The organism is Thermoanaerobacterium sp. PSU-2 (genome assembly GCF_002102475.1).
GTDB lineage: Bacteria > Bacillota > Thermoanaerobacteria > Thermoanaerobacterales > Thermoanaerobacteraceae > Thermoanaerobacterium.
The window spans coordinates 25,336-43,049 of the sequence record NZ_MSQD01000006.1 but is presented as its reverse complement, the minus strand read 5'-3'; the positions used below and the strand labels follow the sequence as shown (position 1 = coordinate 43,049).

The following is a 17,714-nucleotide window of genomic DNA, read 5'->3' as shown; positions in this document are numbered from 1 at the left end:
GGAGTGTTTGTTGATGGCTTTTGATGTAACTATGGATAAGATAGTGTCTCTTGCAAAAAATCGTGGCTTTATATTTCCTGGATCTGAGATCTATGGAGGTTTGGCAAACACATGGGACTACGGTCCGCTTGGTGTTGAATTTAAAAACAATGTAAAAAGAGCTTGGTGGAGGAAATTTATACAGGAAAGTCAGTACAATGTAGGGATAGACTCTGCAATACTGATGAATCCTGAAACATGGGTGGCATCTGGACATGTTGGTGGATTTAGCGATCCATTGATGGACTGCAAAGAGTGCAAATCTAGATTTCGTGCTGATAAGCTTGTGGAAGATTATTTAAAAGAACATGGAGAAGAAACAAATGTAGATGGTTGGACAAATGAAAGATTAAAGCAGTTTATAGATGACAACAACGTGCCGTGCCCAGTTTGCGGTGCTCATAATTTTACAGATATTAGAAAATTTAATTTGATGTTTAAGACGTTTCAAGGTGTTACAGAGGATTCGAAGTCAGAAATATACTTAAGACCTGAAACTGCACAAGGTATATTTGTCAACTTTAAAAATGTCCTTAGAACGTCAAGAAAGAAGATACCATTTGGGATAGGTCAAATTGGTAAATCATTTAGAAATGAGATTACGCCTGGAAATTTTACTTTTAGGACGAGAGAATTTGAACAGATGGAATTGGAATTTTTCTGCAAACCTGGTGAAGACTTAGAGTGGTTTAATTATTGGAAAGAATTCTGTATGAATTGGCTTTTAAATTTAGGCTTGAGAAAAGAAAATTTAAGATTTAGGGATCACAGTAAGGAAGAGCTTTCGCATTACAGCAACGCTACTACAGACATAGAATACAGATTTCCATTTGGATGGGGAGAGTTATGGGGAATAGCTGACAGGACTGATTTCGATCTTAGAAGTCATATGGAGCATTCAGGAGCAGATTTAACATATTTTGACCCTGTTACAAATGAAAAGTACATACCATACTGTATTGAACCATCTGTAGGGGCTGACAGAGTAGCTTTGGCATTTTTGATAGATGCTTACAATGAAGAAGTGGTAGAAGAAAATGACACAAGAGTCGTTTTAAAATTGCATCCTGCATTGTCACCGATAAAGGCGGCAGTTCTTCCTTTGTCTAAAAAGCTGGGCGAAAATGCTTATAAATTGTACGATGAACTAAGAAAAGATTTTGTGGTTGATTACGATGAGACAGGAAGTATTGGCAAAAGATATAGAAGACAGGATGAAATAGGGACACCATTCTGCATAACGTATGACTTTGATTCATTAAATGATGAATCGGTGACAATAAGGGATAGAGATACGATGCAGCAAATAAGGATTAAGATAAATGAAGTAAAGCCGTATTTGGAATCTAAATTAAAAATATAAAAAAAATCAGGCGAGTGCCTGGTTTTTTTTATATTTTATGCTATAATATTAATTGGACATTATTGTAATTGACTTAAATGATAAAATGTTGTTGTATATAGTCAGAAAACGTTAATATGAAAGGTATTGTCATAATGGGAGTAAAACTGTCCCGCATGACTGTTTTAGTATCAGCTATTTATAGGAGGCTAAATTTATTGTGGATGAGAATGTTGCCATTTACCTTGTGTCTGATTCAAGCATTGATACGGCGGAGCATGTAGCAGCCATAGCTGCATCCAGATTTGGCACCAATATAAGTCAAATCAAAAAGTTTCCTTATGTTGGTGATAAAAATCAGATAGATGAGATAATAATAGATGCTTCTAATAATAAGAACAGCCTTATAATACATACGATGGTAGTCGATGAATTAAAACGATACCTTCTAAATAAGGCGAGGCAGTATGATTTGCGCATCGTTGATGTGATGGGGCCTATTATGGATGCTATAGAAGGTACTACTGGCATTGCACCTACAGAATTGTTTTTCCATAAGCGCAAACTTGATGAAGACTACTTCAGAAAGATGGATGCAATTGAGTTTGCAGTAAAACATGATGATGGAAAAGATGTGAATGGTCTATTGTTAGCCGACGTAGTGATATTAGGTGTTTCAAGGACATCAAAGACACCACTATGTATGTATCTTGCACATAAGTATATTAAAGCTGCAAATTTTCCATTGGTGCCTGAGGTGGATCCGCCAAAAGAGTTGTTTGAGATAGATCACAACAAAATATTTGGTCTTATGATAAATATTGATAACTTGGTAGAAATACGAAAAGAAAGGCTTAAGTCATTGGGTTTGGATTCTAAGGCAGTTTATGCTGCTAAAGATAGAATCATAAAAGAGCTTAACTACGCTAAGGAGGTGATGGAACGGTTAGATTGTACAGTGATTGATGTAACGAATAAAGCTGTCGAGGAAACAGCAAGCATAATATTAAATAAAATCAATAAAGGAGGACTATAAATGGCTAAGAAATATGTATATTTGTTTAGCGAAGGAAATGCGTCCATGAGAAATTTACTGGGCGGAAAAGGGGCAAACCTTGCTGAAATGACAAATCTGGGCTTACCCGTTCCGCAAGGCTTCACTGTTACAACAGAAGCTTGCACAAAATATTATGAAGATGGTAAAAAAATATCTGATGAAATAGTAGAAGAAATCTACAAAAATATGGCTATTTTAGAGGAAATAAACAACAAAAAGTTTGGAGATAAGAAAAATCCGTTATTGGTTTCAGTGCGTTCAGGTGCAAGAGTTTCAATGCCTGGAATGATGGATACAATTTTAAATCTTGGGTTAAACGATGATACTGTTGTAGGACTTGCTGAAGCTACTAACAACGAGAGATTTGCATACGACAGCTATAGAAGATTCATTCAGATGTTTTCAGATGTCGTTATGGGGATTGAAAAGAATAAATTCGAAGCAATATTGGACGCTGTCAAAGAAGAAAACGGTGCAAAATACGATACAGATTTGACTGCAGAAAACTTAAAAGAAGTCGTAAAGAGATACAAAGAACTGTACAAGAAAGAGATGGGCGTTGATTTCCCACAAGATCCAAAGATTCAGCTCTTAGAAGCTGTCAAAGCCGTATTTAGATCATGGGATAATCCAAGAGCTATTGTTTACAGAAGGTTAAATGATATACCAAGTGATTGGGGTACTGCTGTAAATGTTCAGACAATGGTATTTGGCAATATGGGCAATGATTCTGGTACAGGTGTGGCATTTACGAGAAATCCTGCAACAGGTGAAAAAGCTCTATTTGGCGAATTCTTGATGAATGCTCAGGGTGAAGATGTCGTTGCAGGTATAAGGACACCACAGCCAATATCAACATTAAAAGACATAATGCCTGAAGTGTACAATCAATTTACAGAAATTGCAAATAAACTGGAAAATCACTACAGGGATATGCAGGATATCGAGTTTACTATAGAAAGATCAAAGCTTTACATGCTTCAGACGAGAAATGGTAAGAGAACTGCTCAAGCGGCATTAAAAGTTGCAATAGATTTAGTAAATGAAGGCTTAATAGATGAAAAAGAGGCAGTGTTAAGGGTTGATCCAAAACAGCTTGACCAATTATTGCACCCAATGTTTGATGCAGATGCATTAAAAGCAGCAAAACCTATTGCAAAAGGTTTACCGGCATCACCAGGTGCAGCCGCAGGAAAAGTTTACTTTACAGCAGATGATGCAGTTGAAGCTGCAAAGGGTAGAGGCGAAAAAGTGGTACTTGTGAGAATGGAAACATCTTCTGAAGATATAGAAGGTATGGTTGTTGCACAAGGTATTTTGACTGGCCGTGGTGGTATGACATCACATGCTGCTGTTGTCGCTAGAGGAATGGGTACATGCTGTGTTGCTGGATGTAGTGCTGCATTGATTGACGAAAATCAGAAAATAATGAAGATCGGCGATATTGTAGTTAAAGAAGGTGACTACATATCAATTGATGGAAGCACTGGCAATGTATATTTGGGAGAAATAAAGACTGTTCCACCATCTTTGACAGGTAATTTTGCCACATTGATGAGCTGGGCAGACAAATACAGAAAGTTAAAAGTAAAAGCAAATGCTGATATACCAAGGGATGCGAAAGTTGCTGTAGAGTTTGGTGCTGAAGGAATAGGTCTTTGCAGAACAGAGCATATGTTCTTTGCTGAAGACAGAATACCTGCCATGAGGGAAATGATAGTATCAAAGACAGAAGAACAAAGAAGGACTGCTCTAAATAAACTTCTGCCTATGCAAAGGTCAGACTTTGAAGGATTGTTTGAGACAATGGGCGAGCATCCTGTTACAATACGTCTTCTCGATCCACCATTACATGAATTCTTACCACACGAAGATGAAGATATAAAAGCATTGGCTGATGAAATGGGAATGACATTTGAGGATCTAAAAGCGACTGTAGAAAGCCTCAAAGAATTTAACCCAATGCTTGGATTTAGAGGATGCAGGCTTGCTGTCAAGTATCCTGAAATAGCTGAAATGCAGACAAGGGCTATAATTGAAGCAGCAATAAATGTATCAAATAAGCTGGGTATTAGTATTGAACCACAGATAATGATACCTCTTATTGGCGATGTAAAAGAAATGAAATATGTAAAAGACATAATCGTAAAAACGGCTGAAGAGGTATTAAAAGAAAAGAATTCCAACATTAAGTACTTAGTTGGAACAATGATTGAGGTTCCAAGAGCTGCCCTTACAGCAGATGAGATTGCGAAAGAAGCAGAATTCTTCTCATTTGGTACAAATGATTTGACACAGCTTACATTTGCATTCTCAAGAGATGATGCTGGTAAGTTCTTAGAATCATACTATGACAAGAAGATTTACGACTTTGATCCATTTGCAAAACTTGATCAGACTGGCGTAGGCAAGCTTGTTGAAATGGGTACAAAACTTGGCAGACAGACGAGACCTGAATTAAATGTAGGAATATGTGGCGAGCATGGCGGAGATCCATCGTCAATTGAGTTCTGCCATAAAGTAGGACTTGATTATGTATCTTGCTCACCATTTAGGGTTCCAATCGCAAGACTTGCTGCTGCACAAGCTGCAATAAAGGATGAAAAATAAAAAATATATATATTATAAAATTTTAGGCTGCTGACATAATATCAGCAGCCTTTTACATATTGCTTTTAATTATCTTGCCATTTTTATCTATAACTTTATATTTCCCTGTGTAAAAATCAATAAAAATCATCGGATATGAGCTGTATTTATTTGTTAATATCTCCCAATAAACTAATTCTTTTCTGGGATTTTCTGTTGTCTCGTGTTTCAACTCTATTTTCCAAATCTCATCGCATAACTTATTATTATTTACAATTGATATTGCATCTTCTCTTGAAATACCATCTTTTGAGTTAACAATATATTCTAAATGTGGATTTAAAAAATGAATTTGATTTATAAAATAAATATTTTTATTCCCTTTGCTGTCAATAGCATTTACTACAGTTAATGGTCTACCAATATTATTAAAATGCAAAGAGGTAATTTTAACTGTATGTCCTTCATAAATAACTATAGAAATTGCTTGTATTTGCCTTAAAAAAACCAATATAAAACAACAGATTATTAGAATAAATAATAACAGTATTTTGCGTTTCCTTTTTATAATAATACCCTCCTTAAAATTCTATCAAGTCTAATAATAAGCTACTACTGATCCTTACTTAATTTTACATTATTATCATATATAAAATCAAATATTTCGTTGGATTTTGATTTTTATCTATTTTATTACAATTTATTAATTTATTCCTTTAACTTTTTGAATGATTTTTTGTATTTTTATAGATAAATAACTATAAGTTTATGGAGTGAGGTATTTATGGACAATGAAACTATAATAAAAAGAGGAAGTAATGAATTAATTTTCGCATATGGGGAATCATTGCTTATGAATATCAAACCAGATAAAAAATCATTTAATATGAAGATTGATGAAGAAGAATTGATAAGATCTAAAAAGGAAAATAGTTATTTAATATCTTTACTTGATAATCTTATTAGAAAAAGTACTAGATACAATTTTCTTATTGCAAATGGATATTTCTTTATTTTGTGTAATAAAAATGGTTATATAATTAAGCTTATATATGATGATCAATTAATTGATTACTTTAATGAATTGCATTTTTCAGAAGGTAATAGTTTAAGAATTGAAGACTGTGGTGTAAATGCAGTTAATCTTGTTATGAAACACAAAAGACAAGCTGAATTATGTGGTAAGGATCATTATTGCGATTTATTCAGGAACTGGTATTGTACAGCCATACCAATATTTGATAGTTTAAATGGAGAAATAATTGCATATCTTGATATCTCATGTATTAATATTTCAAGTATTAAGGAGCAAGGTATTATGCTTAAGAATATTGCAATGTACATAGAAGAAATGATTATGTATAGATATGGAAAATGTAATGCTATAGATAAGAGACTAAGTTTAACAGAAAAATCAATATTGTCATTTTTAGCATGTGGTATGGATAGAAAAGAAATAATGTATGAAATGAATATTTCAGAAACAACGTTAAGACGGCATATTAATAAATTAAAATTTAAATTTAAGGCAAAAAATGATATTACATTAGTCTTAAATGCTATAGATGCCGGTATAATAGATACTAGAGGTAGGTTGTTATAAAAATATTTTAAATACTGAAATATTTTATGAAAATAACTGCTCATGCTTTCGACCGTGTTCGACAAATATTGACTAAAAAATCGACGAATTTGGTAACTTTTCAAGCTTGTACAAATGTTTATAATAGTAAATGAACAGAAAACGGCCGTTGGATGTTTAATAATAAACACAGGAGGTAATGATGAATGCTAAAATTATACAGAAGAGTTTTTGCAAAAAAGACTGTAGCGTTACTTCTTGCTATGCTAGTACTGTTAGGAGGTATAATATCAGCAAGCGCACAAACGTTAAATGTTCAAGGAAAAGATAAAATTTCAATGTCTGTTTCAAATGATACAAAGACATTGAATATCACTAGAAATGGACTTAATGTATTGACTGTGACAAGGAAGAGTTCTTTCGACGGCGTGGTTAACTTTAAAGATTCAAAAGGCAAAACATCTACTGTGGCTATTAAAGTAACTCCAATTTCGAATAATCAATATGACATAACAATAACAGATGAGGAAAGTTTGAAGACATTTCATGTGACAAGCAAAATTAATCCACTTGCGGATTACTTGTTTAATAAGAATTCTTTAAAAATAGAAAATAATCAACAAGAACCGGATGCGTTAGCGTATTATTTTGAAACTGGTAAACTACCTAATGTAAGAGATATTGTTGGGAACGTATTAGGAGGTGCTATTGGTTCATATGTTCAGGAAGTAACTAATTATATAGTTAAAAATTGGGATGACTTAAAATATTTATATTCATTCTATGGATTTTGGGCAGTTGTAGATGCCATAGTCACAGCGCCAGAGCTAGCAGGTATTATTACAGGAGCTGCAGCTGTTGGTATTGTTTTATAGTTTGCTAATTAAAGATATATAATGTTTTTGCGATAAGGAGGATTTTAATTGATTCTTTTAGCAGAAGTGGCAGCGTGGGTAATGCGCGCTGCCCTTGTATCCATTTATTTATCGGCACTTAGCATTAATGTATTGATAATCCCGTTAGGCAATGGAGTGATACATAACTATGTATCACTTGATATTCTATTTATTTTATGTTCTTTTTTTGTTAATTTAATTATTTCAGGGAAACCAAAATTTATTTTTAATGATAATACTAAGAATAACCGAGGGAAAGAATATTATTTTTTCTTGAGTTTGTTTCATTTACTGCTTTTTCTTCTTCAAGGGATAAAAGTTAAAGAGGTAGAAAGAAACATAGTAGTATTGTCAGATCGTATAAAAGTAAAGCTATGTCCTAATTATAGTTATTTGAGAATTGACAATGTTGAACCTATAAAAAAGATTGATTTTGTTAAAACAATAATTGTGATTTTGATTGCATTAGCAATTATAATTACTTCACCATTTTTCTTTATTAAATTAAATAGTTACATTTCTAAAATAGTAGAAATTATAGGTATTTCTAAAAAATTTTCATGTAATATAATATTGATTTTCGGTATTGAGATTTTATCATTTTATTTTTCACCTTATTCATTATCGCCATGGTGGTATAGAGCTTTACCTGCAATAAGTTTTAGTAAAAAAATTAAAAATTCCCTTTATGACTTTGAAATTTATGAGTGTCCAATAATGCCTTTTTTACAAAACTGCCCGCTTGGATTAGCATACAAAGGGAGAATATATATAAATCCTATAATTTCTGAAAACAATACAGTTTTAAAATACGTAGTTGCGCATGAAGAAGGACATATTCGTGCGAAATATAATAATATTATGGATTTACTTTCACCGATAATATTTCCGTGGTTAGCTTTTTTTGTTACAGTTGGAATTGAATATTTGCACTTCATAAGTAAGCTACGTTATACCTTATGGTTAATAATGCTTATAACAGCATCTAGTATAAGTTTGATATTTTTAATTTTCATAAAAATAAGGCAAATTTGTGAAGAACGAGCAGACGAGTTTGCTATCAGAAAAATAGGCATTGATAATGCAATAAAAGCCTTGCAAGAGTTAGCATATGGAGATATTATGCTGCCGGAAAGACATAAATATAGATATAGGACTCAAGCTATTAAATTAATAGAGAGGTTAAAACAAAAATGAAAGCGATAAAAATTATTAAAAAAAGTAGATACTTTAATATGATCCCATTAATTATTACTTTAATACCAATTTTAATGGGAATAATTAGCGGATTAAGAGTTAGACCAAATGATGAAATTAGTAGTGGCATTTTAGATATATTAAATCGAATGGGGATTTTTGAAAAACCTGAATTGAAAAATTTATGGATAAAAATAATAATTCATAATCTTTCTTTATCTTTACTGGTTGGGATACTAGGGCTTATTAGTGGCGGTCTTTTCACTATCTTGTATCTATTTAATTGGTGGTCTTTATGGATAGAAACAATTAAAATTAATTCAGTTGCTAAATGTTTTTTTGTTATACCAGAGTCAATCGGTATTACATTTGTTGTACTTTTCTCAATGTATATTGGTTTGAATTATCTTGTTTATAGAAAATACAGTAAATATCAAATTGCTTCATTTTTAATAGGCATAGCATTAATTGTAATTGGGGGAGTGATAGAACAAAATGAAATCATGGCTTTTATCAAGTAAAAAGATACATTCTTCATTTAAACAAATTTTTTTACTAGTAATTTTTATCTTTATATCAATAGCTGTAACAGTATTAGGCCAATCTAAATCTTTTACAGGTAATAGCAAAGCATTTTTCGAAAGTGGATTCATCATGCTTAGTATAGTATACTTTTTTAAATTCGTTTACTTATATCCAATGTTAGTAATAATAAGATTAATTAGAGTAAAACAAAAACGTAATAATTTATTGATTTCTAGTGTTGCAATTATTTTATTAGCATTTGTGCCACTAACGTTGGTATGGGCTATAATGTCATTATTTAATTTAATTGTGTTAAATATCCCATGGAGTATATTCTCTAATACATATATTTGGATGAATGCAATACTGCTTCCAATTACACTTTTCTACAGTTATTGGAAGTATACAGATTCTAATATTATTGATTCGTTATTAGATTCAATGATATTGTCTGGATTAGCATTAATTATACCTTTAATTCATATTTGAAAAATGAAAATTATTTTATAGTTTTTTCTTCAATATTTCTCATGGTAGATGTTATAATTATAATAGATAAATGGAAAATTAACTATGTAAAGAATTTGGTTATTATTAATATGTTAGACTTAATTTAATAGATTGAGAGGAATCGGTATGAATTTTAAAGATAAATTGTTAGAGCTTTTTAATGACGAAAATTACAAACCTTCAAGGATTGAAAATATTTTAAAAATGCTTGACGTGGATTACAGTCAAAAGGGCATTGTTGAGGAGCTATTAAAGGATTTAGAAAAAGATGGGACAATATATAAGACAAAAAATGAAAAGTACGCTTTGTCAGAAAGATTGGATATAATAAAAGGCAAAATAGATGCCACATCAAGAGGGTTTGCTTTTTTGATACCTGAAAATGAAAGCATTAAGGATATATTTATTTCGAAAGATAATTTAAACAGTGCAATGCAGAATGATACAGTTCTTGTTCGGGTTACAAAGAAAGTTGAAGGGAAGAAGTGGGAAGGAGAAGTTGTAAAAATACTCAAGAGGGCTAATTCTACCATTGTAGGCACTTTTGAGAAAAGCCGCAATTTTGGTTTTGTAGTTCCCGATGATAGAAGCATTACGCAAGATGTATTTATTTCAAAGGCTGACACCATGAATGCCGAAGATGGCATGAAGGTGGTAGTTAAAATAACTAAGTGGCCGGAAAAGCGGAGAAGTCCTGAAGGAAAAATAATTGAAATTTTAGGTAGGAAAAACGATCCTGGAGTAGATGTATTGTCAGTGATTCGTTCATACAACATACCTGAAGAATTTCCAAAGAAAGTCATAAAAGAATCAGAAAACATACAAGAGAAAATATCAAGTGAAGAAATAACAGGAAGGATAGATTTGCGTCACTTAAATATTGTAACGATAGATGGTGAAGATGCAAAAGACCTTGATGATGCTGTGGCAGTAGAGAAGCTTGATAGTGGTGACTATATACTTTATGTCAGCATTGCAGACGTCAGTCATTACGTCAAAGAAGGTTCTGAGCTTGATAAGGAAGCTTTAAATAGAGGTTGCAGTGTGTACTTTATAGATAGAGTCATACCAATGTTGCCACACAGATTGTCAAACGGTATATGCAGTCTCAATCCATCTGAGGACAGATTGACACTTACGGTAAAGATGAAGATAGACAAAAATGGTAATGTTGTAGATCACGATATATTTGAAAGCATAATACGAAGCAAAGAAAGAATGACTTATACAAATGTGTACAAAATCTTAGAAGAAAATGATGAAAAATTAAAAGAGCGATATAAAGATTTAATAGAAGATTTTAATAATATGAGAGATTTGGCAAAGATTTTGTTAGAAAGAAGGAAAAGGCGCGGTAGTGTAGACTTTGATTTTGAAGAAGCGAAAATAATTGTAGATGAAAAGGGAAAACCAATTGATATTGTAAAAGTCGAAAGAAATATAGCACATAGGATTATTGAGGAATTTATGCTTGTTGCAAATGAGACAGTTGCTGAGCACATGCATTGGATCAACGTGCCTTTTGTGTACAGGGTTCATGAGCATCCGGACATGGAGAAACTGATGGCATTTAATAAATTCATACATAATTTAGGTTATCACATAAAGGGCATTGGAGGAGATGAAATACATCCAAAAGCATTGCAAGAGCTTATAAAGCAAGTGAGAGGCAAAAATGAACAAAGAGTTGTTGAGACGCTTCTACTAAGGTCTTTAAAGAGGGCCAGATATAGCCCAGAGGATTTAGGACATTATGCTTTGGCGACGCAGTATTATACACACTTTACATCGCCTATAAGGAGATATCCTGACCTTATAATCCATAGGATTATCAAAGAGAATATTCATGGTAAATTGAATGAGAAGCGGCAGGAACATTATAACAAAATATTAAATGACATTTCATTAAAAGCTTCAGAGAGGGAAAGAGCGGCTGATTCGGCGGAAAAAGAGATTGAAGATTTGAAGAAAGTAGAATACATGAAAGAAAGAATTGGGAATATATATAAAGCTATAATCGCCAACGTGACAAATTATGGCTTCTTTGTAGAGTTAGATAACACAGTAGAAGGATTAGTCGATATTGACACTCTTGATGATGACTATTACCATTATGATGATGAAACATATACGTTAATAGGCGAAAGAACGAATAGAAAGTTTTCTATAGGTGATGTTGTGTACGTAAAGGTAGTAGGTGCTAACGTGGACAGGAGGGAAATAGATTTTGTCTTGGCTACACCAGATGAAATCCGCGATGTTGAAGGTGCTTGACATGTGAATTTAATGTGCTATAATAATTAAGCGCAGACCCATGTGCTGTGAGGGAACAATGTATTTTACAGAAAAGGTGTTTTTCTTATGAGTAGTAAAAATATAAAGGTGCTTGCACAAAACAAAAAAGCCAGTCACGACTACTTTATAGATGAAGTTTATGAAGCAGGCATTGTGCTTTTTGGTACAGAAGTCAAATCTGTACGCATGGGCAAAGTAAATTTGAATGACAGTTTTGCTCGTATAGAAAACAATGAGGTTTTCTTATACAATATGCATATAAGCCCATATGAAAAAGGCAATATTTTTAACAAAGATCCGCTTAGAACGAGGAAATTGCTTCTTAATAGAAGAGAGATTAATAAATTGACTGGCTATGTCACTCAAAAAGGCTATACATTGGTTCCTTTAAGGGTTTATCTTAAACATGGGCTTGTAAAGGTGGAATTAGCAGTTGCCAGAGGCAAAAAATTGTACGATAAAAGAGAAGATATGGCAAGAAGAGATGCTAAGAGAGAGATAGAAAGGCATTTTAAAGAAAGTCAGCATATATGATATACGGGGGTGTACTGGTTTCGACGGGGGTAGTTGAGGTAAAAGTAGCGAGCCGAGGTTCCATCTGCTCGTAAAACGGTGGACTTAAATATAAACGCAAACGATAATTTAGCTTACGCTGCTTAATTACAAGCAGCCGTTCAACCTTTGATTCCCACATCAAAGGATTGGGCGTCGATTTAGTGGGGAACTGATTTATCAAAGCTTTGAGATAAATCGGATTTTATGAAGCTACCAAAGCAGTTATCCTGTCACTGGGAGAGCTGCAGAGGGAATGTCAAAACAGTGACTGCGCTCGGAGAAGCTTTTACTGTGACACCTTCGGACCGGGGTTCGACTCCCCGCACCTCCACCATACATATTCGGGGATATAGCTCAGTTGGGAGAGCGCTACAATGGCATTGTAGAGGCCAGGGGTTCGAATCCCCTTATCTCCATTAAAAAAAGCCTTGAGAACCGAGGCTTTTTATTATATTAATTGATCTGTAATTTAAATATGGATAACATTAAAAAAACTATTGAGGTTACCCCCAATAGTTTTTTATATATGATTATACGTAGAAAAGCATATCGGCGTATGTTGGAAGTGGCCAAATATCAGCATCAACTAATGTTTCTAGTTTGTCGCCTATTTCTCTAAGCTCTCCCATTTTTGCGAATACTTCATCTCTGTAATATTTAGCTACAGCAAAAGAATCTCCTTCAATATTTGATGCATTATTTACGGCGCTTTCGAGATTATCGATTCTCTTCTTAAATTCGGCTGTCAATGAAGAAACTTCCTTCAATAAATCGGCTTGTGCGTCAACTGAAGCGTCTAAACCAGTTTCTTTGACTGCGTTTATAGAGTCTGCAACATTTTTAATGAATTTTAAGACTGCCGGAAGAATCTGCTTTTTAGCCATATCAAGCATTGTCAACGCTTCTATGTTTATAGTCTTTGAGTAGTTTTCAAGCATTATTTCATAGCGAGATTCCATTTCTACCTTGCTTAATACGCCGTGTTTTTCCATGACCTTCACATTTTTATCTTTCAAAAGGGCAGGAATAGCATCGACGGTTGAAGCTATATTTGGAAGTCCTCTCTTTTCAGCTTCTTTTACCCATTCTTCTGAATACCCATTTCCGTTGAAGATTACTCTTTTATGATTTATTACGATCTCTTTTAATATTTTTTGAACTTCTTCATCAAAATTATCAGCTTTTTCAAGTCTATCTGCAATTTCTGATAAAACTTCTGCTACAATCGTATTTAAGATGTAGTTTGCAGTTGCTACTGATGATGAAGAACCTACCATTCTAAACTCGAATTTGTTTCCGGTAAATGCGAATGGGGATGTTCTGTTTCTGTCGGTGGAATCTTTGTGAAGCGTAGGAAGCGTCGTTACGCCGATTTTTAATTCTCCACCTTGCTTTGAGTTTGTAGCACCACCAGTTTCGCCTATTTGTTCTAAAATATCTGTTAATTGATCGCCTAAGAAAATCGAGATTATTGCCGGTGGAGCTTCATTTGCACCAAGCCTGTGGTCATTTCCAGGTGTTGCACATGATACTCTTAATAAATCAGCGTATTCATCGATTGCCTTGATAACTGCACACAGGAAAACCAAAAATTGTGCATTTTCATGTGGAGTTTTTCCAGGATCTAATAAATTTAAACCGTCATCTGTGCTCATAGACCAGTTGTTGTGCTTTCCAGATCCGTTGACACCGGCGAATGGTTTTTCGTGCAATAAACATACTAAATCATTTCTCAAAGCCACTTTTTTCATTATATCCATTGTTAACTGATTGTGATCCGTTGCTATGTTTGTCGTATTGAAGATTGGCGCTAATTCATGTTGAGCAGGTGCGACTTCGTTGTGCTCGGTTTTAGCTGATATGCCTAACTTCCAAAGCTCTTCATCAAGTTCTTTCATAAATTCGAAAACTCTTTCCCTGATGGTGCCGAAATAATGGTCTTCCATTTCTTGGCCTTTTGGTGGTTTTGCGCCAAATAATGTTCTGCCTGTTAATATTAAGTCTTTGCGTTTTTCATACAATTTTTTGTCTATCAAAAAATACTCTTGCTCTGGACCAACAGTTGTTATGACTCTTTTTGAAGTGTTATTTCCAAATAACTTAAGAACTCTTAATGCTTCTTTTGATAATGCTTCCATAGAGCGCAATAAAGGTGTCTTTAAGTCTAGTGCTTCGCCAGTGTATGAGCAAAATGCGGTTGGGATGTATAGGACATTATCTTTGACAAATGCAGGAGATGTACAATCCCATGCAGTATAGCCTCTTGCTTCGAATGTAGCCCTTAATCCACCTGAAGGGAATGACGATGCATCAGGCTCACCTTTTATAAGTTCTTTGCCTGAAAATTCTGTGATGACTTTACCGTCTGGTGTAGGAGAAATAAAAGATTCGTGTTTTTCTGCAGTAATACCTGTCAATGGTTGAAACCAATGTGTAAAATGCGTCGCTCCTTTTTCGATAGCCCAGTCTTTCATCGCGTTTGCTACTACGTCTGCAACTTTTGGGTCAAGCGGCAAACCTTCGTCGATTGTCTTTCTTAAAGCATTGTATGTTTGCTTTGGCAGACGCTCTCTCATCACTGCGTCATTAAATACATTGGCGCCAAAAATATTTTTCAAAGAATTTTCTGACATAAAAAATCCCCTTTCATTTATTTTTTGGTAATAATGGAAAATATAAACAAAACAAGGACGCCATTAATACACACAAACTATATTAATGAAACGCCCTTGTCTCATTTTTAACTATTAATTTTTCTCACAAATAATTAATTAAATATTATCACAAATTTCATGCAAATGCAAGTACTTCATTTTTTAAAAGTCATGTACTTTTCTTGGTTATATGCCTGACTTGTTATATAATATGCATAAAGATGTCGATGTTTACAAATTTTCTAAAATAAGCAAATGAATTATAGAGGTGAGGTTATGAAGAATTTGAAAGCTATAATCGTAGGACCGGGCAATATATTCAAAAAGGCATATTTGCCATTCATATTTAACTTAGATATGCTCGAAATAGTTGGCATTGTGGGTAGAGATGAAAAAAAGCTTTTAAAGTATAAGGAGAATTATAAAGTTAGCACATATACTTCGATAGATGAAGCAATTGCTTTAAAGCCTGATTGTGCTTTTGTACATACTTCTACTGATAGCCATTATGAGATTGTGAAAAAACTTCTTGTAAATAATATCCATGTTTATGTAGACAAACCCTTGACAGATGATTATAAAAAGACTGAAAAACTTTATAATATTGCACTTAACAATTCACTTGTTTTAACTGTTGGCTTTAATAGAAGATATGCACCATTTTATATTAAGGCATCAGAGCATTATGGAGATGGGAAACCTGAGTTGTACATAATGAAGAAAAATAGAAACGGCGGTGTTGGGGGTGATATCAAATTCACCCTTTATGATGACTTTATACATGTGGTTGATACACTGTGTCATCAAATTGGCGATGTTGAAAGCCTAAATATTTCGCATGTAAAAGCCATAAAGGAAAATAATAGCTTAAAATATATAGATATTGAAATTACTTCGTGTGATAAAGTTGCAATTGGTGTAATGTATAGAAATAGCGGCATAGATGAAGAAGTGCTGGAGTTGCATGGTTATGGAAAAAGTGTAATAGTTGAAAATCTCGAAAAATTGCAGACGTTTGATGGGGAAACCGCATCTATTTATAGCCATCATTCTTGGGACAGCGTATCATACATAAGAGGTTTTGAAAGTGCAGTAAATAATTTTTTATGTTCTATAAATTCTAAAGAAATAAATGACGATGAAATAAAGCTTTCTTTAAAGACGCATCAATTAGTTGAAGATATTGTGAAAGAGATAAAATAAAAAAGTTTATAAAATAAGTGCAAAAGAGTGAATTTAAAGGAGGAAAAATTGATTTTTTATAGAATATTATCTTAGGTGGTTTTATGAAGAGAATATTGAATATCATCATAGCAATTGTAGTCATACTTTACATAGGAAAAGTTGCAGTAAATACTATAAGTGGAAAAGATAAGACAATACCACTTAAACAAGGCAACTTATCTGAATCAATAGATACTTACGGTTACATAGTGGTTGATGCAATGGTCATAAATTCTCCGATTAATGGAGAAGTTAACATTTTAGTAAAAAATGGGACAAGAGTGCCAAAAGGCAAGGAAATAGCTGAAGTCGTATCGCCAAACTTTGATAAGTCGAAATTGAATGAGCTAAATTCTATAGATGAAAAGATTCAGAGCATTAAGGATGATAAAAGTTTGGGTATCTATGCTAAAGACATAGAAAACATAAACGCTCAGATAGATGAATTAAATAAAGAATATCAGCAGGCAAAAGACAAGAGCGTTTTAAGCAGTTTAAGCAAAAAAATAGATGATTTGACCAGCAAAAAAGAGCAGATAATCAAAAATGGTCCTTCGTCGATTAGAAATTTAGATGATCTTTATAGTCAAAAAAAACAATTAGAAAGCATTGTTTCTAATGGCTTGTACAAGGTATATTCGCCTGAAGCTGGAGTCGTAAGCGATTATTTTGATGGGTATGAAGATGTGTTTAATGTAAACAAATTGTTTAACATCACATTAAATGATATAAATGCAGTACAAAAAGAGCCAGCAGAGGTAAAAGGTGAAGTAAAGCAAGGTGAACCGATATTAAAATTAATGGACAATTACGATTGGTATGTATTGTCTGTATTGGACAAAAGTCAGAGCCAAAAATTAAAAGAAGGAAACAATGTAAAAGTAGAAATAGATAACAACGATAGTCAGTTTTTAGACGGACACATAATGAAAATATATTCGATATCCGACAATTTATTTGGTGCAGTGATAAAGATGAATGATGTTTATAATGATTTTTTTAAAAGAAGGAAAGTTAAAGTCGATATAACAGTAAATAACTATGAAGGTTTTATTGTGCCAAATACGGCTATCGTAAAAGTTGATGGAAAATATGGTGTTTATAAATTAAATAACGGCATTCCTGTCTTTGAAGAAGTCGACGTAAAAGTGCAAAATTCAGAAAGTGCCGTTGTAGAAAGTCCAGATGGAAATTTAAAAATGTATGACGAAATATTAGTATATGGTAAAGACTATTTAAAGAAGTAAGA

General features: G+C 33.3%; 13 protein-coding genes, 1 tRNA gene and 1 other RNA gene. 13 read left to right on the top strand and 2 right to left on the bottom strand.

All coding sequences use genetic code 11. The features are described from left to right. The first annotated feature begins 13 nt into the window (after positions 1-13). The 3 genes from BVF91_RS06190 (at position 14) to ppdK (ending at position 5,048) form a co-directional block, all read left to right on the top strand. Entirely contained in the window at positions 14-1,402 is a 1,389-nt protein-coding gene (locus BVF91_RS06190) for a glycine--tRNA ligase (RefSeq protein WP_085112596.1), read from the top strand. 199 nt (positions 1,403-1,601) lie between these two features. Further along, a complete protein-coding gene (locus BVF91_RS06185) occupies positions 1,602-2,417 on the top strand; it encodes a pyruvate, water dikinase regulatory protein (RefSeq protein WP_013788262.1) in 816 nt (271 codons plus the stop codon). After that, positions 2,418-5,048 carry a pyruvate, phosphate dikinase gene (ppdK, locus tag BVF91_RS06180; RefSeq protein ID WP_085112595.1) on the top strand — a complete coding sequence of 877 codons (2,631 nt, stop codon included), beginning with the start codon at positions 2,418-2,420 and terminating at the stop codon, positions 5,046-5,048. 52 nt (positions 5,049-5,100) lie between these two features. Here the strand turns inward: ppdK and BVF91_RS06175 are convergent, their stop codons facing one another. Then, positions 5,101-5,538: a hypothetical protein gene (locus BVF91_RS06175; RefSeq protein WP_085112594.1), complete on the bottom strand. Its 438-nt coding sequence runs from the start codon at positions 5,536-5,538 to the stop codon at positions 5,101-5,103. 273 nt (positions 5,539-5,811) lie between these two features. On the opposite strand from BVF91_RS06175, the gene BVF91_RS06170 reads away from it, so the two are divergent. From BVF91_RS06170 to BVF91_RS06130, 8 genes are all read left to right on the top strand, one after another. After that, entirely contained in the window at positions 5,812-6,630 is an 819-nt protein-coding gene (locus BVF91_RS06170; RefSeq protein WP_085112593.1) for a helix-turn-helix domain-containing protein, read from the top strand. Between the two features lie 185 nt (positions 6,631-6,815). Next, on the top strand, positions 6,816-7,484 hold the full coding sequence (locus BVF91_RS06165; RefSeq protein WP_085112592.1) for a hypothetical protein: 669 nt from the start codon (positions 6,816-6,818) through the stop codon (positions 7,482-7,484). 48 nt (positions 7,485-7,532) lie between these two features. After that, positions 7,533-8,702: a M48 family metalloprotease gene (locus tag BVF91_RS06160; protein ID WP_085112591.1), complete on the top strand. Its 1,170-nt coding sequence runs from the start codon at positions 7,533-7,535 to the stop codon at positions 8,700-8,702. Further along, on the top strand, positions 8,699-9,223 hold the full coding sequence (locus tag BVF91_RS06155; protein ID WP_085112590.1) for a hypothetical protein: 525 nt from the start codon (positions 8,699-8,701) through the stop codon (positions 9,221-9,223). Before BVF91_RS06160 ends, BVF91_RS06155 begins: the two co-directional genes overlap by 4 nt. Before the next feature lie 640 nt (positions 9,224-9,863). Continuing rightward, complete coding sequence (rnr, locus tag BVF91_RS06145) at positions 9,864-12,011, top strand: ribonuclease R (protein ID WP_085112588.1); 2,148 nt, start codon at positions 9,864-9,866, stop codon at positions 12,009-12,011. Between the two features lie 87 nt (positions 12,012-12,098). Continuing rightward, entirely contained in the window at positions 12,099-12,566 is a 468-nt protein-coding gene (smpB, locus tag BVF91_RS06140; protein WP_085112587.1) for an SsrA-binding protein SmpB, read from the top strand. 5 nt (positions 12,567-12,571) lie between these two features. Further along, positions 12,572-12,921, top strand: a transfer-messenger RNA (tmRNA) gene (gene ssrA, locus BVF91_RS06135). 9 nt (positions 12,922-12,930) lie between these two features. Next, positions 12,931-13,003 (top strand) — tRNA-Ala (locus BVF91_RS06130). 114 nt (positions 13,004-13,117) lie between these two features. On the opposite strand, the gene BVF91_RS06125 is transcribed toward BVF91_RS06130, so the two are convergent. Next, positions 13,118-15,220, bottom strand: a complete 2,103-nt coding sequence (locus BVF91_RS06125) for a glutamine synthetase III family protein (RefSeq protein ID WP_085112586.1) — start codon at positions 15,218-15,220, stop codon at positions 13,118-13,120. A gap of 297 nt (positions 15,221-15,517) precedes the next feature. On the opposite strand from BVF91_RS06125, the gene BVF91_RS06120 reads away from it, so the two are divergent. Next, positions 15,518-16,444, top strand: coding sequence for a Gfo/Idh/MocA family protein (locus BVF91_RS06120; protein WP_085112585.1), 927 nt, complete (start codon positions 15,518-15,520; stop codon positions 16,442-16,444). An 83-nt stretch (positions 16,445-16,527) separates the two neighbouring features. Then, complete coding sequence (locus tag BVF91_RS06115) at positions 16,528-17,712, top strand: biotin/lipoyl attachment domain-containing protein (protein ID WP_085112584.1); 1,185 nt, start codon at positions 16,528-16,530, stop codon at positions 17,710-17,712. Positions 17,713-17,714 lie beyond the last annotated feature (2 nt).

Excerpts from the sequence above, each read along its gene's own strand:
- BVF91_RS06190 (WP_085112596.1), top strand. The coding sequence starts at position 14 with ATGGCTTTTGATGTAACTATGGATAAGATAGTGTCTCTTGCAAAAAAT.
- ppdK (WP_085112595.1), top strand. The coding sequence starts at position 2,418 with ATGGCTAAGAAATATGTATATTTGTTTAGCGAAGGAAATGCGTCCATG.
- BVF91_RS06170 (WP_085112593.1), top strand. The coding sequence starts at position 5,812 with ATGGACAATGAAACTATAATAAAAAGAGGAAGTAATGAATTAATTTTC.
- BVF91_RS06165 (WP_085112592.1), top strand. The coding sequence starts at position 6,816 with ATGCTAAAATTATACAGAAGAGTTTTTGCAAAAAAGACTGTAGCGTTA.
- BVF91_RS06155 (WP_085112590.1), top strand. The coding sequence starts at position 8,699 with ATGAAAGCGATAAAAATTATTAAAAAAAGTAGATACTTTAATATGATC.
- rnr (WP_085112588.1), top strand. The coding sequence starts at position 9,864 with ATGAATTTTAAAGATAAATTGTTAGAGCTTTTTAATGACGAAAATTAC.
- smpB (WP_085112587.1), top strand. The coding sequence starts at position 12,099 with ATGAGTAGTAAAAATATAAAGGTGCTTGCACAAAACAAAAAAGCCAGT.
- BVF91_RS06125 (WP_085112586.1), bottom strand. The coding sequence starts at position 15,220 with ATGTCAGAAAATTCTTTGAAAAATATTTTTGGCGCCAATGTATTTAAT.
- BVF91_RS06120 (WP_085112585.1), top strand. The coding sequence starts at position 15,518 with ATGAAGAATTTGAAAGCTATAATCGTAGGACCGGGCAATATATTCAAA.
- BVF91_RS06115 (WP_085112584.1), top strand. The coding sequence starts at position 16,528 with ATGAAGAGAATATTGAATATCATCATAGCAATTGTAGTCATACTTTAC.